The organism is Halobacillus sp. GSS1 (assembly GCF_017307035.1).
GTDB lineage: Bacteria > Bacillota > Bacilli > Bacillales > Halobacillaceae > Halobacillus > Halobacillus litoralis.
This window is the reverse complement of record NZ_JAFLHE010000011.1, coordinates 68,438-90,890: the sequence shown is the minus strand read 5'-3', so window position 1 is coordinate 90,890 and position 22,453 is coordinate 68,438. Positions and strand designations below refer to the sequence as shown.

General features: G+C 42.0%; 26 protein-coding genes. 15 read left to right on the top strand and 11 right to left on the bottom strand.

Features of this window, described 5'->3' with window-relative positions:
- Positions 1-81: 81 nt before the first annotated feature.
- Entirely contained in the window at positions 82-642 is a 561-nt protein-coding gene (locus J0K78_RS16415) for a GbsR/MarR family transcriptional regulator (RefSeq protein ID WP_206947997.1), read from the top strand.
- 139 nt (positions 643-781) lie between these two features.
- Positions 782-979, top strand: coding sequence for a sporulation YhaL family protein (locus J0K78_RS16410; RefSeq protein WP_146814291.1), 198 nt, complete (start codon positions 782-784; stop codon positions 977-979).
- Positions 980-1,016: 37 nt separating this feature from the next.
- Here J0K78_RS16410 and J0K78_RS16405 read toward each other — a convergent pair whose 3' ends face one another.
- The 3 genes from J0K78_RS16405 to J0K78_RS16395 form a co-directional block, all read right to left on the bottom strand.
- Complete coding sequence (locus J0K78_RS16405; protein WP_206947996.1) at positions 1,017-1,958, bottom strand: peptidylprolyl isomerase; 942 nt, start codon at positions 1,956-1,958, stop codon at positions 1,017-1,019.
- 165 nt (positions 1,959-2,123) lie between these two features.
- Positions 2,124-2,306 (bottom strand): hypothetical protein, encoded by a 183-nt coding sequence (locus J0K78_RS16400; protein WP_035510066.1) that lies wholly within the window; start codon positions 2,304-2,306, stop codon positions 2,124-2,126.
- Positions 2,307-3,016: 710 nt separating this feature from the next.
- Positions 3,017-3,568 carry a DUF3267 domain-containing protein gene (locus tag J0K78_RS16395; RefSeq protein WP_160916950.1) on the bottom strand — a complete coding sequence of 184 codons (552 nt, stop codon included), beginning with the start codon at positions 3,566-3,568 and terminating at the stop codon, positions 3,017-3,019.
- Positions 3,569-3,796: 228 nt separating this feature from the next.
- Between J0K78_RS16395 and J0K78_RS16390 the strand changes: the two genes are divergently transcribed.
- A complete protein-coding gene (locus J0K78_RS16390) occupies positions 3,797-4,129 on the top strand; it encodes a DUF1878 family protein (RefSeq protein ID WP_206947995.1) in 333 nt (110 codons plus the stop codon).
- A gap of 57 nt (positions 4,130-4,186) precedes the next feature.
- Here the strand turns inward: J0K78_RS16390 and J0K78_RS16385 are convergent, their stop codons facing one another.
- Both J0K78_RS16385 and J0K78_RS16380 read right to left on the bottom strand, forming a co-directional pair.
- Complete coding sequence (locus J0K78_RS16385) at positions 4,187-4,759, bottom strand: HTH-type transcriptional regulator Hpr (protein WP_160916954.1); 573 nt, start codon at positions 4,757-4,759, stop codon at positions 4,187-4,189.
- A 181-nt stretch (positions 4,760-4,940) separates the two neighbouring features.
- On the bottom strand, positions 4,941-5,462 hold the full coding sequence (locus tag J0K78_RS16380; protein WP_206947994.1) for a GbsR/MarR family transcriptional regulator: 522 nt from the start codon (positions 5,460-5,462) through the stop codon (positions 4,941-4,943).
- A gap of 286 nt (positions 5,463-5,748) precedes the next feature.
- Between J0K78_RS16380 and proV the strand changes: the two genes are divergently transcribed.
- The 3 genes from proV to J0K78_RS16365 all read left to right on the top strand — a co-directional run bounded on the left by proV (position 5,749) and on the right by J0K78_RS16365 (position 8,782).
- Positions 5,749-6,951, top strand: coding sequence for a glycine betaine/L-proline ABC transporter ATP-binding protein ProV (proV, locus tag J0K78_RS16375; RefSeq protein WP_160916957.1), 1,203 nt, complete (start codon positions 5,749-5,751; stop codon positions 6,949-6,951).
- Positions 6,935-7,780, top strand: coding sequence for an ABC transporter permease (locus J0K78_RS16370; RefSeq protein WP_206947993.1), 846 nt, complete (start codon positions 6,935-6,937; stop codon positions 7,778-7,780). Before proV ends, J0K78_RS16370 begins: the two co-directional genes overlap by 17 nt.
- Positions 7,781-7,846: 66 nt before the next feature.
- A complete protein-coding gene (locus tag J0K78_RS16365) occupies positions 7,847-8,782 on the top strand; it encodes a glycine betaine ABC transporter substrate-binding protein (protein WP_206947992.1) in 936 nt (311 codons plus the stop codon).
- Between the two features lie 754 nt (positions 8,783-9,536).
- Here the strand turns inward: J0K78_RS16365 and J0K78_RS16360 are convergent.
- The 3 genes from J0K78_RS16360 to J0K78_RS16350 all read right to left on the bottom strand — a co-directional run bounded on the left by J0K78_RS16360 (position 9,537) and on the right by J0K78_RS16350 (position 11,197).
- Positions 9,537-9,944, bottom strand: coding sequence for a YtxH domain-containing protein (locus J0K78_RS16360; RefSeq protein WP_160916963.1), 408 nt, complete (start codon positions 9,942-9,944; stop codon positions 9,537-9,539).
- Positions 9,945-10,113: 169 nt separating this feature from the next.
- Positions 10,114-10,647 carry a tryptophan transporter gene (locus J0K78_RS16355; RefSeq protein WP_160916965.1) on the bottom strand — a complete coding sequence of 178 codons (534 nt, stop codon included), beginning with the start codon at positions 10,645-10,647 and terminating at the stop codon, positions 10,114-10,116.
- 121 nt (positions 10,648-10,768) lie between these two features.
- Complete coding sequence (locus tag J0K78_RS16350) at positions 10,769-11,197, bottom strand: HIT family protein (protein ID WP_206947991.1); 429 nt, start codon at positions 11,195-11,197, stop codon at positions 10,769-10,771.
- Positions 11,198-11,336: 139 nt separating this feature from the next.
- Between J0K78_RS16350 and J0K78_RS16345 the strand changes: the two genes are divergently transcribed.
- The 3 genes from J0K78_RS16345 (at position 11,337) to J0K78_RS16335 (ending at position 14,077) form a co-directional block, all read left to right on the top strand.
- Positions 11,337-12,080, top strand: a complete 744-nt coding sequence (locus J0K78_RS16345) for an ABC transporter ATP-binding protein (RefSeq protein WP_206947990.1) — start codon at positions 11,337-11,339, stop codon at positions 12,078-12,080.
- The gene (locus tag J0K78_RS16340; protein WP_206947989.1) at positions 12,073-13,287 is read left to right on the top strand and encodes an ABC transporter permease; all 1,215 of its coding nucleotides are present in this window, start codon (positions 12,073-12,075) and stop codon (positions 13,285-13,287) included. Before J0K78_RS16345 ends, J0K78_RS16340 begins: the two co-directional genes overlap by 8 nt.
- A 79-nt stretch (positions 13,288-13,366) precedes the next feature.
- Entirely contained in the window at positions 13,367-14,077 is a 711-nt protein-coding gene (locus tag J0K78_RS16335; RefSeq protein ID WP_370551161.1) for an EcsC family protein, read from the top strand.
- On the opposite strand, the gene J0K78_RS16330 is transcribed toward J0K78_RS16335, so the two are convergent.
- Together J0K78_RS16330 and J0K78_RS16325 are read right to left on the bottom strand one after the other, a co-directional pair.
- On the bottom strand, positions 14,074-15,243 hold the full coding sequence (locus J0K78_RS16330; RefSeq protein WP_206947987.1) for a M20 metallopeptidase family protein: 1,170 nt from the start codon (positions 15,241-15,243) through the stop codon (positions 14,074-14,076). The genes J0K78_RS16335 and J0K78_RS16330 overlap by 4 nt on opposite strands.
- Positions 15,244-15,380: 137 nt before the next feature.
- Positions 15,381-15,818 (bottom strand): ferritin-like domain-containing protein, encoded by a 438-nt coding sequence (locus J0K78_RS16325; RefSeq protein WP_160916976.1) that lies wholly within the window; start codon positions 15,816-15,818, stop codon positions 15,381-15,383.
- 251 nt (positions 15,819-16,069) lie between these two features.
- On the opposite strand from J0K78_RS16325, the gene liaF reads away from it, so the two are divergent.
- The 5 genes from liaF (at position 16,070) to J0K78_RS16300 (ending at position 19,598) form a co-directional block, all read left to right on the top strand.
- Complete coding sequence (liaF, locus tag J0K78_RS16320; RefSeq protein WP_160916978.1) at positions 16,070-16,825, top strand: cell wall-active antibiotics response protein LiaF; 756 nt, start codon at positions 16,070-16,072, stop codon at positions 16,823-16,825.
- A 13-nt stretch (positions 16,826-16,838) separates the two neighbouring features.
- The gene (locus J0K78_RS16315; RefSeq protein ID WP_206947986.1) at positions 16,839-17,903 is read left to right on the top strand and encodes a sensor histidine kinase; all 1,065 of its coding nucleotides are present in this window, start codon (positions 16,839-16,841) and stop codon (positions 17,901-17,903) included.
- Positions 17,900-18,526, top strand: coding sequence for a response regulator (locus tag J0K78_RS16310; RefSeq protein ID WP_206947985.1), 627 nt, complete (start codon positions 17,900-17,902; stop codon positions 18,524-18,526). The genes J0K78_RS16315 and J0K78_RS16310 overlap by 4 nt, the downstream gene beginning before the upstream one ends.
- Positions 18,527-18,678: 152 nt before the next feature.
- Positions 18,679-19,104 carry a disulfide oxidoreductase gene (locus tag J0K78_RS16305; protein ID WP_206947984.1) on the top strand — a complete coding sequence of 142 codons (426 nt, stop codon included), beginning with the start codon at positions 18,679-18,681 and terminating at the stop codon, positions 19,102-19,104.
- A complete protein-coding gene (locus J0K78_RS16300; protein WP_206947983.1) occupies positions 19,101-19,598 on the top strand; it encodes a thioredoxin family protein in 498 nt (165 codons plus the stop codon). Before J0K78_RS16305 ends, J0K78_RS16300 begins: the two co-directional genes overlap by 4 nt.
- Before the next feature lie 35 nt (positions 19,599-19,633).
- On the opposite strand, the gene J0K78_RS16295 is transcribed toward J0K78_RS16300, so the two are convergent.
- Positions 19,634-20,140: an antibiotic biosynthesis monooxygenase family protein gene (locus J0K78_RS16295; RefSeq protein ID WP_206947982.1), complete on the bottom strand. Its 507-nt coding sequence runs from the start codon at positions 20,138-20,140 to the stop codon at positions 19,634-19,636.
- Positions 20,141-20,234: 94 nt separating this feature from the next.
- Here J0K78_RS16295 and J0K78_RS16290 point away from each other — a divergent pair, with 94 nt between their 5' ends.
- On the top strand, positions 20,235-22,385 hold the full coding sequence (locus tag J0K78_RS16290) for a transglycosylase domain-containing protein (protein ID WP_242517925.1): 2,151 nt from the start codon (positions 20,235-20,237) through the stop codon (positions 22,383-22,385).
- The last annotated feature ends 68 nt before the right edge of the window (positions 22,386-22,453 follow it).

Here is a 22,453-nt window from a genome sequence, read left to right as displayed (position 1 = left end):
CGATATTAAGGTCGCAATGTAAGGACTTTAATGATAAAATGTTTTAAGATTACTGAGGAATAAGCAAATGGAGGGTTTCCATTGCCAGAAACGAACAATAAAGATTGGAACAAATACGAAGAAACGATTGAACAATTTATCCAGGTTATAGCAAAGAATATGAGCCTTTATGGGGTAACCCCGTCCATTGGTCGCTTGTATGGAGTGCTGTACTTTTCACAGGATCCCATGACATTGGATGACATGCGGGAAGCTTTGGAGATGAGTAAGACGAGTATGTCAACAGGCGTCCGTGCTTTATCAGATATGAAGATGGTCGAACCTTCCTTTAAAAAAGGGGTTCGTAAAGACCTTTACAAGTCAGAAGAAGATTGGTATAAATCATTCACTTCCTTGTTTGGCAGCCGCTGGAGGCATCATACAGAGACGAATATTGAAGAAGCGGATGAAGCCATCCAGGAGCTCCAAGAACTGCAAGAGAACACCACAGACGAAGATCTTCAAGCAAAAATAACAGAGGATATCGATCGGTTGGAATATGCTCAAAATTATTATCGATGGCTTATGAGATTCATTCATGTGGTAGAATCCGGGGAAATCTTTCAATATGTTCCGAAAATTGATCAAAAAGATAAAAAGTAAAAGAATCCGATGGGTCCAGCTTTTCAGCTGGACCCATCGGATTTTTTCTTCTATTCATAAAGAAGGGAAGGGAGCCTGTATCATATTTGCTTTCAATCGCTCATAGACTAGAGACAAAAGGAGCAGGGAGGATGAATTTATGTTATTCGGTCTTCCGATTTGGGTTTTTCTGTGCATTGTCTTTATATTCATAAGTGGGTATATGGCCATCCGCGCCATGAGAGCGGAGCACAACCTTGAACAGGAGTATATCGAACGCGAAGGTCAAGTGTATTTGAAGCGGATTGAAAAGGAGAAAGAGCGGCGCGGAAAAAGAGATGCCATGATGTCAGAATAAAAGCCAGGTGAGTGATTCACCTGGCTTTTGGTCTTTGTTATTCTTCTGTATTTTCTTCTTCAGAAGAACTTTCTTCAGAGTTATTTCCCTCTGGATTTGTTCCTTCTTCTACTGGAGCTTCCTCTTTATCAAAGAGACCTTCAAACTCTTCCAGCTTCACATCAATTTCAGAGTTCTGCATAAGCTCGTCCATCTTCTTCTGAAGCTCAGCCTGATCGACTTTCTGACTCGTCAATGTACGTTTGATTTCATCTTTCATTTCTTCATAAGGCTTGATATCTTCTTTGTCACGCTTGTCCGTCACTTTAATGATATGGTACCCAAATTGAGACTGCACAGGTTCACTGATTTCACCCGGCTCTAATTCATAGGCTTTATCTTCAAATTCAGCAACCATTTCTCCAGGTCCGAACCAGCCAAGCTTACCACCCTGCTGAGCAGATCCATCAGAAGAATATTCAGCAGCTAACTCTCCGAAGTCTTCCCCATTATCGATTTTTTCTTTAACTTCTTTCGCTGTTTCTTCATCAGAGACTAGGATATGACTCGCTTGGACCTCTGTTTTCATACGATCATAATAATTTTTCATTTCTTCTGCTGAAATTTCAATTCCTTCAGAAGCGGCTTTTTCCTGCAATAAACTCATACGGATGGTTTCTTTGAAAGCTTCTTCATCGGCAAAGCCATTTTGCTGAAGAATGTTTTCAAAATTATCGCCGTATTGTTCTTTAATTGTGTCTAGTTCCTTGTTTACTTCTTCATCGGAAACCTCGTAATTATTTGCAAGAACTTCTTTCATGACAAGAGTCTGAAGCACTTGCTCACCATACTGAGACTTCAATTCCTGATAAAATTCTTCTTTCGTTACTTCTCCACCATTGGTTTCAACAACAGCTTCTGATTCATCTGCATTTGATGAACAAGCTGACAAGGTGAATACGCTTGCTGCTAATGCAGCGGTGATGGCTATTTTTTTCATAATCCTGACACTCCTAAAACTTATTGTGAAATTTCGTGACGTAGAGATTTGCTCACAGCCTATGAGTTAATATAACACATTATATAGGCCGTGTTCTATACTGTGTTGTGAAAATATAGAAAATCAAACAAGACATAGAAAAAACAGGCCATCTCCGGCCTGTTCTTAAAGTGTATTAAGCACTTCCACATATGAAGAAATCAATAATATTGTAATCAGTACGTTGATCGTGCGGAATACCCGCGTTTGTTTTTCGTTCGACATTTTCGTCTTAGTGCATAAGGAATGTGTGAGTGAGTTAAACACGAATAAAATGACGAGCGCGTACAAGCTGAATCCAAATGCCATGTTGGTACCTCCTTTATTCCCTATGAAACTACTCTATCAAAGTTTGGGAGGATTGAACAGAAAAAAGCAGGTCCGATTTCCCGCTTGGAACAAAAAAGTCTGATTCAGAAACGAAAAGACAAATTTCGACTTCAACTAAAGCTCCCTTTAGTTGAATACTCAGTTTCGAGACGATTGTGTGGTTTAGGGGCTCCGGGAAAAGGATCGCTTTCCATGGGGCGGGCGATGAGCCTCCTCGGGCTACGCCTTCCGGGGTCTCACCTGTCCCACTCGTCCCATAGGAGTCTCACCGTTTCCCTCCGCCCCTTTACCTTATAAGTGTCTCGAAACCACTTCAAAAAGGGCAGCTTGAATTCCATTAGTAAGGCTTTAATTCTTCTCCTCCAAGCGGGCATATAGTTCGTTGTATCAAGCATTTGCGTATTCTAAACGTCAATGGGGTAGAGTTTATATCATTCACTTCCATAACCATAAGAGCTGATTTTTTAAGAAGTGGTTTCGGGAACCATACTTGGTTAAGGGGCGGAGGAGAATGGCGAGACCCCACAGGACGCAGTCCGAGGAGGCTCATCGCGCTCCCGCGGAAAGCGAGCTATTCCCCGCAGCCCCATCCACTCTTCATAAGTCTCGAAACTGAGTCTTCAAGAAACCTGCCATATACTTTAAGAAGACATAAAAAAACAACGTTCATAAGGTTGAACGTTGTTTTTTTATGCTTTTGGCTGATGAATTAAGATATCATAGCCTTCTTTGGCATTTTCGATCAAACACTTTTTCGGTGCTTTAGCGAAATAATTTAAATAGAGAAAGTCAGAAAAAGATAATCCGATATTCACAGATGCAAAGAGTACAAGATACGCAAAATAATGAGGGAAGACATATCCCATGACGAGTGCAGGAACTGTAATCAAAAATGTTGGTGCAAGAGCCATCATGATTGATGTCTTCTTTGATAGTCGAGTCTTACACTGATAGGTGAAAGTCGGTACAAATCGCTTTCTGAATTTGAACTTTACCCGTAACCGCTTATAGCTGAGCATTAAAGGCAGCATATGCATCAGGCGATGCATAGCTGGTAAGAAAAACAAAATAACCAACAACGGTAGAAAACCGTGATCATTCATTTCATGCGTACCGTGAATCATTGAATACGGCAGGTATAAAATCAGGAATGAAAGTAGTCCTGTAAGAAAAGACATCAGGTAAACACGGTTCAGACCGAATTCTTTATTGATGTTTACTGTTTTCCAGCAGTTCATCATAAGAATCCCTCCCTTACAACAAAAAATACTGTGAATTTATTATGAATATCGATATGATAGTAGTACGTTTTATGTTTCGTTTGTTTGGCACAAGACGAATAATAGTATGTTTGGAGAGAAAAAGCAATAGGTTTTATGTAAAAAAAATATTTGCTTTTTACTCTTTTGGTGTAAGAACTTTTAAACCTTGGTATGACAAGGGTGACAGCAGGTTGTGGAGGGAGTATTTTGGAGAAGGTATATCGATGTGAAACCTTTGAATTCCACTTGAATTTATTATTAGAAGTTGAAGAGATGAAAAAATATCCATTTACGAAATTAGTCATTGACAAATGCTTAACAAAAATTGAATATATGGAAACGCTGCAGTTGTTAAAAACGCTGCAGGAGCGTTACGAAGAGGATGTTGACAACGGTTTGATACATCATAATAATTTGATGGTTCACTTTGCCGGAATGCTTTGTTACAAGCTACCCATAGAACAGACTTTAGAAGCGCTTGATCAGCAGGGGATTTACCCGGAATTGACGAAACAACTCATTCGTCTGCACCATAAATAGAACCCATTCCAATATAGGTTTATTGGAATGGGTTCTATTTGTTTAAATTCCTATTTGTTACGAGGATCTTGATTTCTTCTTATAATCCTCAATATCCGTGGGTTGTTGAACTAACGCTTCCTCTTCAATGTTTTCCAGTGAGCGTTCCAGGATTTCTATATATTCGTCTCCATAGATCTCCTTGATCAAAGCAGATAAATCTAGGAACTCAGGAAGCTTTCCATACATTTCTGTCATTGGCATAACGCCTCTCAGTACAGAATTATCTTCTGGATTATACTCATTCAGCGTTGCTTCAAGAAGTTCAATCCCTGCATCTGTTAATTCTACATAGGTGTTTCTTTTGTCGTTTTCACGCTTAGAAAACTGAAGGAGTCCGCGCTCTTCCATTTTCTTTGAGAAATTGAAGGCGGTTGAAACATGCATGACACCATACTTGGAAATCTCGGAAATGCTTGCCCCTTTCAAATGGTAAGCAATCCACAGAATGTGATGTTCGTTGATGTTTAATTGGAATGGCTTGATCCATTCCTGCCAGTCTTTTTCAATGGCCTTCCAAAGTGCTTTAGAAAGTTGAGCCATTTTATGACTATAGAATATGGCTTCTCTTTTTGAGATTTTTTCCTTCATTTTACCTCACCCTCTTAAGGTATTTTTTGAAACTATTCTATCTGCAAAAAGCTTTTAGGTTTAAAGAGTTTCCCACTTATAATCATATAAAATTTTTGTAAATTATCAAGATATAATGTGCTAAAAAAATAATTAACATGCGGAGACGGGAAAAACATCTTCGCATGTTTGAATAGAAGGGTTATTCAGAGGGGTTTTCGTTAGGGTCTATCACTTTGAATGCTTCAGCAATCTTTTCGTGAAAACGGACCATATCTTCCATACGCCGGTAAAGTTGATCCGCCTGTTCCATTTCTTCTTGATTGACATACTCCTGAATTCTTTCTTTTAACTCAACTTCCATACTTTCAAACGTATTTATTTGTCCATTTGCAGCTGTCTGCCACTTTTTTATATAGGAAGACATGAAGTTGCGATATAGGTTTTCATTCGCTTGATAGAGGTCCTTACGGAAGCCTTTTTTCCACACTCGTTCGACGAGCCCTTGATCCAATAAACCTCTAACCCCTGTACTCATAGAAGTTTTACTTTTACCCAAAGCCTCGCTCATTTCATCTAATGTCATTGGACCCTGTTCCAGATAGAGAGCTACGAATAATCTAGCATCAGCAGGAGTGAGCCCAAACATTTCCAATGTTTTAGAAAATTCATGTGTGACTTTCGTATGCATGTCTTCAAGAAAATGGTGGTCTTTTACTACCATAAGATCCTCCTTCGAAAAAATCTATGTACCACATTACTATAATTGCCATTTTTATAAAAACTACTGAAAGGGCTTTAATGTAAAGCATTTAAAAGAAAAAATGCGTAAATGCCCCTTTAAACTTTGTACAGTTTTAACTGTACGTAATTTTTGTACTTGATTAAAAGTATTTATCGTTTGAACTTTCTATTACAAATAGGTTACATTATGTAAGGTGCCTGATTGAGTACGGAAATAATAATGACAAAACGTACCATAATAAATAAAAACAGAAGAGGTGAGAGACGTGCCGATCATTCAAGTAGAAAATTTATCGAAAATCTTCGGTAAGAATGCCAAAAAGGCTACTAAGTACTTAGATGAGGGTTTATCAAAAGACGAAATCCTCGAAAAAACCGGCAATACTGTCGGTGTTAACCGCGCGTCCTTTGATGTAGAAGAAGGAGAAATCTTCGTCATCATGGGGCTGTCAGGTAGTGGTAAATCGACACTTGTCCGGTTGATCAACCGTTTGATCGAACCAACAGAAGGTAGTGTTTATATTGATGGCCAGGATCTGGCGAAGATGGACAGCAAAGATTTGCGAGAAGTCCGACGGGAGAAGTTGAGTATGGTATTTCAACGCTTTGGCCTTTTCCCACATCGTACAGTACTGGAAAACGCGGAGTTCGGCCTTGAAGTCCAGGGGATTGATAAGAACGAGCGGAAGGAAAAAGCTAAGAAATCTTTGGAAATGGTAGGGTTGGGTGGATACATTCACCAATTTCCTGGACAACTTTCCGGAGGGATGCAGCAGCGTGTTGGACTTGCTCGTGCCCTTGCCAACGATCCGGAAGTTCTATTAATGGATGAAGCCTTTTCTGCCTTGGACCCACTGATTCGTAAAGAAATGCAGGACGAATTATTAGAGCTGCAGGAATCCATGAAAAAAACGATCTTGTTCATTACCCATGATCTCGATGAAGCATTGAGAATTGGTGACCGAATCGCCCTCATGAAGGATGGACGCATTGTTCAAATTGGTACACCGGAGGAGATTCTGGTCAACCCAGCCAATGATTACGTTGAGAAGTTCGTTGAAGATGTGGATCGTTCCAAAGTTTTGACGGCTGAGAACATTATGAAGCGACCAGAAACAGTGGATATTCAAAAACACGGTCCACGTACGGCTCTTGAACGGATGCGTAAAGAAGGTCTTTCCAGCATCTATGTAACGGATGCAAAAAGGAACCTTCATGGCTATGTAACGGCTGATGATGTTTCTGCTGCTGTAAAACAGGAGGCAGATAACTTGAAGGGTATTCTCCGCACTGATGTGCCGAAAGTTGAGCCTCAAACACCAATGCAGGAGATTTTCGATATTATTCATGATTCCCCGGTACCTGTAGCTGTTATTGAAGAAGGAAAATTAAAAGGGGTAATTGTAAGAGGAGCCGTACTGGCGGCTTTAGCTGGAAGTGAGGTGAATTTAAATGGAATTGATTCCTAAACTGCCTGTAGCTGAATGGATTGATACAGCCACAGAGTGGACGACAGATACATTTGAATTCTTGTTTGATTTTATTAAAGAAGATTTTGGTGACTTCATTGAAATTGTTGCTGAAGATTGGTTAATGGGTATTCCCATTTGGCTGTTCATTATTGTTGTAGGTGTTCTAGCCTTCTTCGCTTCGGGGAAGAAGTTGGGCTTAACGGCTTTTTCAGTCATCGGCCTGTGGTTTATTGCTAACCAGGAGCTATGGGAAGAGTTGATGAACACATTTACACTTGTTATTTTCGCCAGTTTAATTTCCGTTATTATAGGAGTTCCATTTGGGATTTGGATGGCAAAAAGCAAAATGGCTGAGAAAATTCTTACACCTGTCCTTGACTTCATGCAGACGATGCCTGCATTCGTCTATCTGATTCCGGCGGTGGCTTTCTTTAGTATCGGTATGGTGCCAGGGGTGTTTGCTTCTGTCATTTTCGCCACACCACCGACCGTTCGTTTTACGAACCTTGGAATTCGACAGGTGTCCCATGAGTTGATTGAGGCTTCCGATGCATTCGGTACAACAGGAACACAAAAACTATTTAAAGTTCAATTGCCAATGGCTAAAAAGACGATTATGGCTGGGATTAACCAAACGGTCATGCTTGCATTATCCATGGTTGTTATTGCATCCATGATTGGTGCAAAGGGACTTGGGCAGACGGTTATAACCGGGCTGCAGCGTGCTGAAGTAGGAACTGGTTTCGTAGCAGGTCTCGGAATCGTTATACTTGCGATCATCATTGATCGTTTCACACAAAACTTGAACACCCAACGTGGTGACTAATTACTGTTAGAAAAGGGTTCTTAGACCTTTTATCTATATAAAATTATTAAAAGGGGAGAATTTTACATGTTTAACTGGAAACGTTTCGGCATGGTTGCCGGACTATCTTTAACACTTGTAGCTGCAGGTTGTGGATCATCAGATGAGGAAGGTACAGACACATCAGGAGATTCTAATGGTGATGAAGCCTCTTCTGAAATGAATTACGGAGAAGAAATGGACTATGAAATCACCGGAATTGAAGCAGGCGCAGGTGTTGTAAGTTCTGCAGAAGAAGCAACAGAAGAATACGAAAACCTGAATGGTTGGGAAGTTGCTACATCTTCTTCCGGAGCAATGGCAACAGCTCTAGGTGAAGCTATTGAGAACGAAGAGCCAATTGTTGTGACTGGTTGGACGCCACACTGGAAATTCGCTAAGTATGATTTGAAATACCTTGAAGATCCAAAGGAAGTTTTTGGTGGTGAAGAACAGATTAAAACGATGGTTCGTAAAGGACTTAAAGATGAGAAACCAAACGCTTATAAAATCTTAGACCAGTTCAACTGGACAGCTGCGGACATGGAAGAAGTCATGCTTGAAATCACTGACGGAGCAAGCCCGGAAGAAGCAGCAAAAAACTGGATTTCCAATAATCAAGACAAAGTAGATACTTGGACAGAAGGTACAGAAGAAGTGGACGGTACTGAAGTCGAACTTGTTCTTGTAAACTGGGATTCTGAGATCGCTTCAACAAACGTCGTTGCAGAAGTTATGAAGGAACAAGGCTTTGATGTTACGATTACACCGCTGGATAATGGCCCGATGTGGGAATCTGTTGCCGCTGGTGAAGCAGATGGCATGGTGGCTGCTTGGTTGCCAGGAACACACGGTGATCAGTATGAGCAAAACAAAGACAATCTAGAAGACCTTGGAGCGAACCTTGAAGGTGCCAAGATCGGTCTAGTTGTTCCTGAATATATGGATGTCGATTCTATTGAAGATTTAGAAGCAGCTGAATAATCAACTCGTAAAAGCGTGTAGAGGATAACCCTCTACACGTTTTTATTTTGCGCTCGGATAAATTTCGCAACTTATTATATATATGCTCCCTTTTCTTGAAGACTCGGTTTCGAGACGATTGTGTGGTTCTAGGGGCTTCGGGAAAAGGTTCGCTTTCCATGGGGCGGGCGATGAGCCTCCTCAGGCTACGCCTTCCGGGGTCTCACCTGTCCCACACGTCCCATAGGAGTCTCACCGTTTCCCTCCGCCCCTTGACCTTATAAGTGTCTCAAAACCACTTCTAAAAGGGTCAGCTTGAATGGTTGAAGGAAGTGGATGATTAGAACACCTGTATTCATAAGTAAGGTTCCAATTCTTTTCCCCTAGACGGGTATATAGTGCGTTGTATCAAGCATTTGCGTTTGCTAAACGTCAATGGGGTAGCGTTTATATCATTCACTTCTCATAACCATACGAGCTAATTTTTTAAGTAGTGGTTTCGAGTGTCTTCTTTGGTTAGTGGGCGGAGAGGAATGGCGAGACTCCTGCGGGAAAAAAGTGCTAGGTGAGACTCCACAAGGCGTCAGCCTGAGGAGGCTCATCGCGCTCCCGTGGAAAGTGACCGTAGCCCCTATCCACTCAAAAAACATCTCGAAACTGAGTCTTCCACAATCCTGCCATATACTTTAATAACGGAATAGAACGACATGGGGGTGAATATAGATAGGGGAAAAGGACAAACATAAAAAATCCCGCTCGAGGCGGGAGGGATTGGTTATTGGTGGTTGATAACATCATGACTGGGTTGAGTCGTGTGATCTGCTTGCTCAGCTTTTGCTTTTTCTTCCAGTTCTTTCAAGCTTGCTTCAATTTGTTCTAAATACTTTTGAATATTTTTTTGGTGTGGTTCAACCGTGCGCTTCCAGCTTTCAATGGATGTTTTCACATCTTCAGAAAGCTCTTTGATCAGCTCTGCGCCTTCTTTAGAAGTCTGAGCGATCTGATCTTTCAATTGCATTCCTTCTTCTTTTAAGCTGAGAACCGTATTTTTCAAATTCTCACTTTTCAGTTTGGCATTTTCTCTAAAATCACGACCGGAAGAAGGGGTGTTCAGTAACGTATAAGCTGCTCCAACGACGCCCCCGACTAAGAAACCCAGCGCTAATGATTTTCCATTCGGCATATCTGTCAGTCTCCTTTCAATCACTCTCTATTTTATATTTTCTCTTAATATGTATGAATGAAACCTTAAAAACATAAAAAAATATTCTTAGGATGAGAAGGTAAAGCAAAGGCACTACATTTGATGTAGTGCCTTTGGTGTAAGTCAAGGTTCATTCTGTATACCCTCTTTAAGAGGCTGGTTGAGCGGCTTTAGCAAGGTTTGTTCTTTTTAAAATCTTTTGAGCAATCGGGTACATGATGGCTACGAAAAGCACGTTGAATGCTGCTGCGGGTAGAACAACTGTAGCAAACATAAGGCCGAAGCTCGCTTCCATAAGGCCGATGATATATAAGACAACACCTAAGAAGATGGAGCCACTGATCATCGTACCAATGGCTGCTAAAGCAGGCTGTACGAATTTTTGATGTGATATTTTTTTAGTCAATAGGACAAGCCCGAAGAAAGCAAATGCTGTGAAAGGCTTATCGATGATATTGGCCAGTTGGCCGCCTGGAACGGTGGTTGTCATGGCTGAGATGAAGCCTGTCGCTAAAGATAATAATAGGACGTAAGATGGTTTCGGGAACAATAAAATTCCAAGAAACATCATGGCGAGCATCATATCCGGCCGCATCCCGAAAAAGAATGGGGGTGCGACAGCATGCAGAACAGCACCAATTCCTACAAATAAAGATAACATGACTAAAACACGAATATTCATTTAAACATCTCTCCTCAACTATTCTAAACTCATCTGAATTTACACTCCAACCGTGTCCTCATGACCGTTTGCGAATGTATGGTAGTATTATAGCAGTTTTCTCTTAAAGAAATCAATCCATTTAACCAGAGATATGATGGTTGATCTCACCAGCGATGGTCTGTAGTTCTTCTTTGGAATAATCATCGGAGTGGACTTCCCACTTTGCACCGAATCCATCCCCTTCACCATATCTCGGGATCAGGTGGATATGTAGGTGGAATACGGATTGGCCCGCTGCTTCCTCATTGTTGTTTAAGACGTTTAAACCAATAGGAGCATAGGTTTCTTTAATTGCATTTGCGATTTTCGGAACTCTTGCGAAGAGTTTTTCAGCTGTTTCTGGGTGTGTGTTGTAAATGTCCTGGCAATGCTGTTTAGGAATAACCAGTGTGTGGCCTTTGGTTACTTGACTGATATCAAGAAAAGCGTACACCTCATCGTCTTCATACACTTTCGCTGAAGGAATTCCCCCATCAATGATTTTGCAGAAGATGCATTCATCTGCCATATGCAAACACTCCTTTCTATTTGATAGCATTGTACCATATCAAAGAGAGAAAACTCGATGAAGACGGTGAGTGAAAAGTGTAACGGATGGTAAAGTATGATAAAATTTGTGCAGGAAAATTAATGAAGTGAGGGATAAGATGGAACCTTTATTACATATTAAAGACCTCCATGGAGGATACACCCATAAAAATGTACTGCATGGCATATCTTTCGATGTCCACCCGAATGAAATCGTCGGCCTCATCGGTTTGAATGGTGCGGGGAAAAGTACGACCATCAAACACATCATTGGAATGATGCAGGCGAAAAGAGGAAAAGTATCAATCAATGGAACATCATTCGAAGAAAACCCTGAAGAGTATCGGCAGCAGCTCGGTTATATCCCTGAGATGCCGATCTTATATGATGAATTGACACTGTATGAACACTTGCATTTGACGGCTATGGCCTACAATGTACCAGAAGATGTATTCAAACAAAGGCTGCAGCCGCTTCTCAAAGAATTTCGTATGGAGAAAAAGCTTAAATGGTTCCCTGTGCACTTCTCTAAAGGGATGCGTCAGAAGGTCATGATCATGTGTGCCTTTCTAATTGAACCTGACCTCTATATCGTCGATGAACCTTTTGTTGGCTTGGATCCTCTCGGCATACAATCCTACCTGCAGTTGATGGAGGAGATGAAAGAAAAAGGTGCAGGAATTCTGATGTCCACTCATATTCTCGCTACAGCAGAGAGGTATTGTGATCGTTTTATCATCCTCCATGAAGGCGAGATTAGAGCTAAAGGGACACTGGAAGAGCTGCGCACGTCATTCAATCAGCCTGGAGCATCTCTTGATGATATCTACGTGCAGCTGACAAAGGAAGAACAATATGATTAATGCGAAAGAGTTCTGGAAAAAGCGTTTCTCTGAACACACAAAAGAGACCGGCCGTTACTTAAGGTATATTTTTAATGAACACATTGGTTTTGCCTTGTTGTTCTTTATTTCAGCTCTCGCTTATTACTATCGGCAATGGCTGCAAGACCTGCCGGCGGATTTTCCTACCGTATGGATTGTGGCGCTCGCGTTTGGATTCATCACAGGCTACAGCCCGGTTCGTACACTTCTCAAAGAGCCGGACTTGGTTTTCCTGCTTCCAGGTGAGTATCAATTGGGTGATTACTTCAGACGCTGTTTATATTACAGTTACGTTGTTCAGCTTTATCTCATTTTGCTTGTATCGGCAGCCCTGGGTCCTTTGTATTTTGCCTCCTATCCAGACCTTGGTACCCGGCATTATTTAATGATGATCGGTGTAGTTCTTGTCATTAAAGTTTGGAACATGATGTCAAACTGGTGGATGTTGAAAGAGAGAAGCCCCAGGATACGATTCATGGACCAGGTCATAAAAGTATTATTGAACATTACCATTTTTTATTTTCTCGCTCAGGGAGAGTGGATTTATGCGAGTATCGTGACGGTACTGCTTGTAGGTGTCGTCCTTTACACCTACTCTCTCTCCAGACAAAAAGCTGGACTCGCCTGGGATTTACTTGTAGAAAAAGATCAGCAGAGAATGAGGGCCTTTTACAGAATTGCCAATATGTTTGTGGATGTTCCTCATTTAAAAAATACAGTGAAAAAGCGCAACACTCTTGTACGAGCGATTGTGGATCGGGTTCCTTACCGGCAAAACCAGACCTTTTCCTATTTGTATAAAATCACTTTTATACGAAGCAGCGATTATTTAGGTATGTACATCCGGCTAATAGTGATTGGTGCACTCGCCATTTGGTTTGTATCCAATCTATGGGTTAAGGTAGCGTTTGCCATTCTATTTCTCTACTTGAGTGCTTTTCAAATGATGACATTGTGGAATCACCACCGTACGATTGCCTGGCTGGATCTATATCCAGTTAAGAAAGAATGGAAAGAAAGAGCAATTCTGCAGTGGTTACAGCAGATCATGTTGTTTCAAACGTTCTTATTCGGTCTATTGTTTATCATTCAATGGAACCTTATAGGTCTTGTACTCGTATGGGTAGGTGGAAGTATCTTCAGTTATCTTTTTATACAAAACTATGTGAAAAAGAAATTGACGTAACAGGGAAGACTACTTAAGCAGTCTTCCCTGTTTTATATCTAATTTCATCCATACTTCATTGTAATTGAAATATTCGGAGGTGCTCAATTTGAATTATGAAGAAAAAGCTAAACAGGAAGCCTTGCGTTGGAGTAAATCCTTGGATAAACGATCGTCTATTATCCAGAGGAGCTCTAAACAAGTGCAGTCCAGGATAAATGAAAAGATTCCTGATCGTGTCCACGGTGTGGTGACAGATAGTGTGCGTGCTATGATAGAGGCTGCATTAACAACATCGGAGTACATCCGCCCAGTAAAAGTCCATCCGGATTGGAGTTTTGAAGAACGGGAGAGGCAAGTCCGTGAATTAGTTAAAACATATAAGAAAACAGCATCCGTGGAAGGTGCTGGGACGGGTTTTGGAGGTTTTTGGCTGGGAGTAGCTGATTTCCCACTATTATTAAGCATAAAGATGAAGTTTTTATTTGATGCAGCTCAGGTTTATGGATGGAATGTCCATTCGTATGAAGAGAGGGTCTACTTGCTTCATGTGTTTATGCTCGCTTTTTCCAGTGACAAGGTCCGCGGGGAAGTGAAACGTAAAGTTTTAGAATGGAACGATTTAGAAATGAAAGAGAAGAACGTGGACTGGAAGGCCTTACAAATAGAGTATAGGGATACCCTGGATCTTGTGAAGCTTCTGCAACTTCTTCCGGGATTCGGTGCTATCGTAGGGTATGTGGCTAATGGGAGACTTCTTGAACAATTAGGGGAGACGACCATTCAAACCAGCCGCCTCCGCTTACTTTAACGTTCTTGATAACTAATAAATGATTGGAATAATGTTTTAGCTGCGTGGGGCAGTGCTTTTTCATCGAAATCAAATTTCGGGTGGTGGTGTGGGTAGTAATGATCTGGAATTTGAGCGCCTGTAAAATAAAAGGTGCCAGGCTTATCTAATAAGTAATAAGCGAAATCTTCTCCAGCCATGACCGGTTCGATTTCTTCTGTACGTAAAGACGGGTCCGCCTTGTGGGCGTGTTGTAAAACTAAGTCCGCTTCTTCGGGGTGATTGACAACGGGAGGGTATCCTTTTTCATAAATAAACTCGTAGGTGGCGCCGTTTGCATCACATGTTCCTTTTATAACTTTTTCCATTTCTTCAATGATCAAGTTTTGAACTTCAGGATCAAAAGTTCTCACTGTACCGGTTAAGGTTGCTGAATCCGCAATGACATTAAATGTGGTCCCTGATTCAAACGTTCCCACTGTTAGGACAGCTGTTCTCAATGGATCTATCCGACGGCTGACGATTTGCTGCAAGGAAGAAACCATTTGAGAGGCGATGACGATCGCGTCTTTTGTTTGATGTGGCTGGGCCCCATGTCCACCTTTGCCTTGAACTTTGATTTCGAATCGATCTGCTCCGGCCATAAAAGGTCCTTTAGACGTTTGGATGACTCCTGTTGGAGCATTCACCCATAAATGAGTGCCGAACACAGCATCTACATCCGTAAGAACTCCTGATTCGACAATTGGTTTTGCTCCCCCAGGCGCATACTCTTCAGCGTGCTGATGAAGGAAAACGATTGTTCCTGGAAGTTCTTCTTTAAAGGGTAGAAGAGCTTCGGCGAGCCCTAAAAGAGCTGCGGTATGTCCATCATGACCACACGCATGCATGGCCCCTTCATTTTTGGATTTATAAGGTACGTCATTTTCCTCCTGAATAGGAAGGGCATCAAAATCTGCTCTCAGCGCGACCGTCTTCCCCGGTAGCCCACCTTCAAGCCTGGCTAGAACTCCATTTCCTCCAATGTTACTTTCATACGGAATTCCCAACTCCTCATATGTATCGGCAATAAACTGTGCCGTCTTCTCTTCCTTGAATGATACTTCTGGATATTGGTGCAAATGACGGCGAGTTTCAACCATTTTCCCGTATTGTTCATCAATCGCTTGAAAGATGTTCTCCCACATTGTCTTTTCCTCCTTGCCATCTTAGTGAAGTTTGGCAACTATTTTTATAAATTGTAATATACATTCAGAATATTCTCAAATGTGTGCTATTCCGGGAAAAAGAAAAACCCCCTGTTTTGGACAGGGGGTTAAAAAAGTTAATCTTGTAAACGGGAATCTTGTAGTAAACGACCGATTTCTTCCATATGACCGGTCTCGTCTGCAATCATATCATCAAGTTTCACGGATAATTCGGTTAGGCCAAGTTCCTCTGCTTGTGCTTTACGCTCCTCATACCGCTTAATCGTCTGACGCTCCGCTTCTCGTGCTTCTTCTAACATTGGTCTCACTTCAGTCATCTGTTTGACTTCCGCAGGTGTTGTCGTCGGAGTACCGCCCAGCGTGCTGATTTTTTCAGCTAAATAAAGAGCGTGTCCTTGTTCATCAGTCACTTCACTCTCGAAAAATGGCTTGAGGACAGAACGGTAGAGCCCTGTAACAACAGCTGCATTATTCGTGTACATAATAGAAGCTGCATACTCATGAGCCAAGTCTTCATTGAGTCCATCGATTAAATTTTGCAATTTTTGATCCATACAACAACATCCTTTCTTAATTGCTCTACTTTAGATATTCCCATCACTCTTCGGTTTAAACATCCCTCCGACCAGAGGCGGAGAAAACTCCATTCTCAGGGTTGTTTTACAGGACCGAGGTTACATGTAAGGTTAGACTATACATTCGATTAAGAAGTTTAGATATTTACTTTGAACCATTTATGAAAGAAAAGGGAATTCTAGACTTCTGTCGAATGTAATTTACGGAAGGTTAAAAAAGGGTGAGCATTATGAATAATAAAATTTCTCAAATTATCATCGCACTATTATTAGTTGCATTTGGCTTTGTTCTTCTCTTGTCGAATTTGAATATTATTTCCCTGGAAATGAGATGGACGTGGGCCAATATTTATCCGATCATTTTATTAGTGATTGGTCTGAAAACTTGGCTGGACGCGATATTGAAAAAGGGCGGGAGTTGGATTATCGGTTCATTCCTCACCATCTTCAGTACACTCTTATTATTGGATCGACTGGGGATCTTTGAATTCTCTTTTGGTGATGTATGGCAGCTTTGGCCTCTTCTTTTCATATACTTTGGATTCAGTATCTTTTTAGGTAAAAACAAATCTAAAGTGAGAATTGAATATGATTCTAATGGTTCTTCTTCAAACAAACTGAAGTCCAAGCATATGATGATTGGAGACCATTCTTTCAATGAGGAGAACTGGAAGGTGGAACCCATGGATTTATGGAACGGAGTTGGTGACTACCGATTTGATTTTACACGTGCTTTCATTCCGGATGGAGATACGCCGATCGTCGTCCGTGGCTGGGTGGGAGACGTTAAAATGCTGATTCCTAAGCATGTTCCTTATCGAGTAGAAGCGAAGGTGAAGACGGGGGATATCCGTGTCGGGGGCCAGAAAGCTGATGGAATGCATAGAAGTGTGGAATATGAAACCGATGATTATTCGATGGCTACTCGCCGGTTAACCATTGGTGTCGATCTTAAGGTCGGTTCGATTCGAATCGATCAGGTGTGAAAGGCGGGGGAGCATGTTAAAGCACTTGAATAGTATACGTTACATGTATATCCGATCACATCTTTATGGACTTATTTTAAATACGTTTATCCTGCTCAGTATCTTATTGTCAATGTATGTGTGGTTTCAGCCGGATTGGTTGAGTGCAGGTGCGATTTTAATGTTTATTCTGCTTTATGTGGTGCTTGGGTTTATTATGTCTCTTTATGCGGGCTTTCGGTCCAGCGGGGATGTTAAACACCGACTGGATTACATATCGATGATGATCACACAGCTTTCGCGGGGGAACTTCAGTAAAAGGATATATTTTAATGAAAATGATGAGATTGCCGCTGTAGGGGATGAATTGAATGTTCTTGGTGAGAAATTGGAGCAGCAGAAGGATTCGCTCGTAAAGCTTGCCGATGAAAAAAGTGAGCTGGCACGCACGGCTCATAAAGCAGCAACGATTGAAGAGCGGCAGCGACTTGCCCGTGATTTACATGATGCTGTGAGTCAGCAGTTATTCGCTCTGACAATGATGGCACAGGCGACAGAAAAGATATTCGATCGCCGCCCGGACAAAGCAAAAGAACAGCTTCAGGAAATCACTCAAATGGCTCTTCAGGCACAAACAGAGATGAGGGCGCTGCTTCTTCACTTAAGGCCCGTTCATTTATCAGGGGAACCACTTGCGGAGGGGATTAAAACTTTAATTGAGGAACTGCGGCAGAAATGTCAGATCGATTTTGATGTCGATATGGAAGATTTAGGAGATCTGCCGACAACCGTAGAAGAGCAGTTGTTCAGGGTCGTACAAGAAGCTCTCTCCAATATATTAAGACATGCCAATGCCTCTGAGGTGAAGGTGGAAGCCACTCATGACCAAAAGGAGATCTTCCTACATATCGCCGATAACGGTGTCGGTTTTGATACAGAGGATAAGAAAGCCAACAAGGCCTCCTATGGATTGAAAACGATGCGGGAACGGTGTGAAGAAATTGGTGGTACTTACTCCTTACGTTCCAGAAAAGGGGAAGGGACGCATATTGATGTTCGTGTTCCAGTAAAAGTAAATGATAAGGGGGAGAAGGAATGATTCGTGTCGTAGTCATAGATGATCACGATGTCGTGCGTAAAGGTGTTATTGCTTATTTAAGTACGGAAGAGGATTTGGACATTGTGGGAGAAGCAAGCAGTGGGTATGAAGGGGCAGCACTCGTTAAAGATAAAAAACCGGATGTTGTTCTGATGGATTTAATTATGGAAAACGGGACGGGAATTGAAGCGACAGAAGAAATCATGAAAACGGAAACCTGTAAAATTATCATTTTGACGAGTTATTACGATGATGAGAAGGTTTTTCCTGCGCTTGAAGCAGGTGCGTTCAGTTATATGCTGAAAACATCTTCAGCTGATGAAATAGCTGATGCCATACGTAAAGCTGCTCTCGGTCAAAATGTGATTGAGCCGAAAGTCGCTACAAAAATGATGACCCGTTTCCGTCAAGACCGAAAACTGCATGAAGAGCTTACAAAACGTGAACTTGAAGTGTTGAAATGCGTGGGGGAAGGGATGACGAACCAGGAAATCAGTGATGCGCTCTATATCGGAGTTAAAACTGTGAAAACCCATGTCAGTAACATTCTAAGTAAACTGGAGGTTCAGGACCGCACCCAGGCTGCTGTTTATGCCCACCGGAATGGATTGCTTAAAGGGTGAAGGAAGACCGCTTACAGGCGGTTTTTTTCTTTTTTAAACCACCCCTTTTAAATATGAAAATGACAATGGTATGGCGGACTATGAAACTACTTTGTTTTCGAGAGAATACCTAGTATAATGGCATGAGAGAGAGGTAGAAAGGATATAAAATCATGAAAAAAAGTATGGAAACAGCGCTGTTCCTGCTATGGGCAACATCACTTGTTGCTACTGTCGGGAGTCTGTTTTTCTCAGAGGTACTTGGCTATGCGCCCTGCGAGTTGTGCTGGTATCAGAGAATACTGATGTACCCGCTGGTGTTCATTTATGGTACAGCTTTATGGAAAAAGAAATGGGATGTAGCTTTTCCGGGGATCATTATGAGCGGAGTGGGTATCTTCGTTTCTATCTACCATTACATGCTGCAGAAGATTCCGTCGCTTTCAGCAGCAGATACATGTGGCCTCGTTCCTTGTAATGGTCAATACATCAATGTCTTCGGATTTGTGACGATTCCATTTTTAGCAGGCACCGCTTTTATCATCATTTTTATTGTTCATTTATTTGTTGTTGTAAAGAAAGGAAGGAATGACGCATGAAAAAAGGTATGATCATTTTTGCAAGTGCTCTTGTAGTGCTTGTTGTAGTTCTCGTATTTGTTGTGAATTATCAAAACTCAGAAAAAACCGCAGATAACCCGTACGGAAAAGAAAACTTGGATCAGGCAACCATTGATCAGTTGGATGACCCAAACTATCAAAACCAGATCCAGCCGGATGAACTTGAAGAAGAAATTGAGTCAGGGGAAACGACAACGGTTTACTTTTACAGCCCTACTTGTGTGTATTGTCAACGTACAACCCCAAGAATGATGCCGATTGTGAATGAATATGACCTCGATGTGAAAAAAATGAACTTGAAGGAATTCGAAGATGAATGGGATAAGTACGGGATTGAAGGAACGCCAACACTTATCCATTTTGAAAACGGTGAAGAACAGGCAAGAATTACAGGTGAACAATCGGTTCGCGGATTGGATGATTTCTTCCAGCAGGAAGTCATGGACAGCGAACCCGAACAAAAAGAGGAATAAAAAAGTGAGCGGTTTTTCCGCTCACTTTTCCTATGCTACTTTTCAAGTTCAATCATTTGATATTTTGTAATGTAGGCATCGCCATCAATAAACGATGGCTTCTTCTGGTGCTGAGGACCCGACTTTTTGTGAGCATCATCAAAAGACTTGGAGTTCTTCCAGTCTTCGAAATCTTGTTCACTGCGCCATTGAGTAAGGACAACGTACGTATTGCCTTTTAAAGGGCGAAGGATTCGGATGGCTTGAAAGCCTTCACGATTTTCTACATTTCCCGCTCTTTTTTTGAAGCGGTCCTCAAAAACGGGGCGTCCTTCGTCACTGACAGGGATGTTGTTCATCACAACATAACCCGTAGATTGCATCGTACCGACATGATCAACGGTTTCATAGTTGCGTCCTTCTTCAAATATGGACGTATCTTCCCCTTCATAATAGGCAACCGTTTTGTCTTGATCCTGCATGAAAAACAGGGATGTTTCAGGGTGTTGTTGACTCAGTTTGGATAAGTAATTCAATGTACCATTGGTCATCGATACTTTCATAGCCGATGTCTCCTTTCCTGCGGTATCTTCAGTTTAGCAAGCAGGGTTCCTTGGTGGCAAGTTTGAAGGATAGAACAGAAAGGATGCACGTAATTTGAACATCAATGATTTGAAGAAACGCTTACCTTCCTGGTCCGGACGATTGAAGTGGCCGGCCCTTTTCGTCCTTGCTTTTATAATGATCATAGGAATTGGTTATCTGATCATATTATTCGGAGGGCGTTTTGTCGTAAACGAAGAGGATCTAATTCTTGATGAGATGACCACGGTGGAGACAGCCGAAGGCGAGGTCATTGAACGGATCTACACGAAAAACCGAAAGAACGTATCCATTCAAGAGGTTCCCGAACACGTCAAGGATGCGTTCATAAGCATAGAAGACAGCCGCTTCAGAGAGCACTCCGGTGTTGATTTCAAAGGGATTATGAGAGCGGTCTATAAAGACATCATCGCCATGGAAAAGGTGGAAGGTGCGAGTACGATTACTCAGCAGCTGGCCAAAAACATTTTCCTCTCGAATGAAAAGACGTGGATGAGAAAAACGAAGGAAGTCATGGCGGCTCTTTACTTGGAGCGCAACTATTCAAAAGATGAAATTTTAGAATTGTATTTGAATCGTATTTATTTCGGGGAAGGGACGTATGGCATCGAAGCTGCTTCCCAGCACTATTTTCAAAAAACAGTTTCAGAATTGACGGTTGCTCAGGGTGCTCTGCTTGCAGGCTTGCCTAAGGCACCGAATACTTATTCTCCGTTTGATAATCCGGATGACGCCAAACAGCGGAGGAATGTTGTATTATCTCGAATGTACGACACAGGAAAAATTGATGCAGCAGTCATGAAGCAAATGCAAGGTTCGACGCTTGCTGTGGAGCAGGGAGAGGAAACGAGTGAAACCTGGTCCAACAGTTATGTGGATCTCGTCATCCATGAAGCAGCGGAGGAGTACCATATATCCCGGGATGAGTTAAAACGTGGTGGCTACCGAATAGTTGTAGAAATGGACCCCAGCATCCAGAAGATAGCTGCAGAAGAGATGAAGAACGGTGAGTTTGTCCCAGGTTCCTCGGAGTCAATCGAAGGAGCTTTCACGCTTGTGAATCACTCGACAGGTGCGCTCGTTGCGGTTGTGGGTGGACGTGATTTTAAACACGGTGACTTCAACCGTGTACGTGCGAAACAGGCTCCTGCCTCCATCATTAAGCCATTTGCCGTCTATGGTCCCGCTATGATGACAGGAGATTATGATCCATTCAGTCTGTTATCTGATGAAAAGCAGACGTTTGGCACCAATGATTATTCTCCTGATAATTATGATGACCAATATGAAGGCGAAGTCTCCTTGTACCAGGCTTTGATCGAGTCGAAGAATGTATCAGCCGTATGGCTCCTTGATCAAATTGGTATCTCCTATGCCAAAGAATATTTAGAGAAAGCTGGGCTGCCGACAAAAGATGATGGGTTATCCATTGCTCTCGGTGGATTGTCTGATGGTTACACGCCCCTGCAAATAACCGTAGCTTATGGTGCACTGGCACAAAACGGAAAGAGACAAGAAAGCTATACCATTTCAAAAATTCTGGATCGAAACGATAACGTGATCCACGAACAAGATTCTGATGAGACAGAAGTATTCAATGCACAGACGGCTTGGTATTTAACAGAAATTCTTCAGACGACTGTACAGGAAGGGACAGCGAAGGCAGGTGAATACCCTAAGGCATTAGCAGGTAAGACGGGGACTCACCAGGATCAGCACGTGTGGTTTGCTGGATACACGCCTGAATACGCGGGATCGATTTGGATGGGCTACGATCAATCAGGAGAAATTGATGGGAGTAGTGCTTACCCCACTCGCCTTATGAAGCAAATATTGAGAAGGATCGATCAGGAAAAAAAACTAGCTGCAAGTTTTGAACAGCCGGAAGGGGTGAAAAGCCTGCCTGAACCTGTAGACCTTCCCATTTTAACGGATGTAACCGGAAGGCTAAATTTGTCCGGACTTGCTTCATTAAGAGGAACGATTCGTTGGTCTGCCCCTGACGATGAGCGTATTGTTTACCGTATTTTCAGAGAAGAAAACGGAGAAGATGTTAAGGTCGGAGAAGTGACGGGAAAAAGTGAGTTTAAGGTCAGTGCTTTTGGTATCTTCGATCAGACGAGTTATTACGTCGTTCCCGTGGATCCATTGACAGGGAAGAAGGGGCAGCCTTCCAATACGGTAACCCTGAGCTGGGACCTGTGAAAAATAGCACAAAATCATGACAAATGTTTCATTTTTCTATACAGAAGAACAATAAATCGTTATAGTTG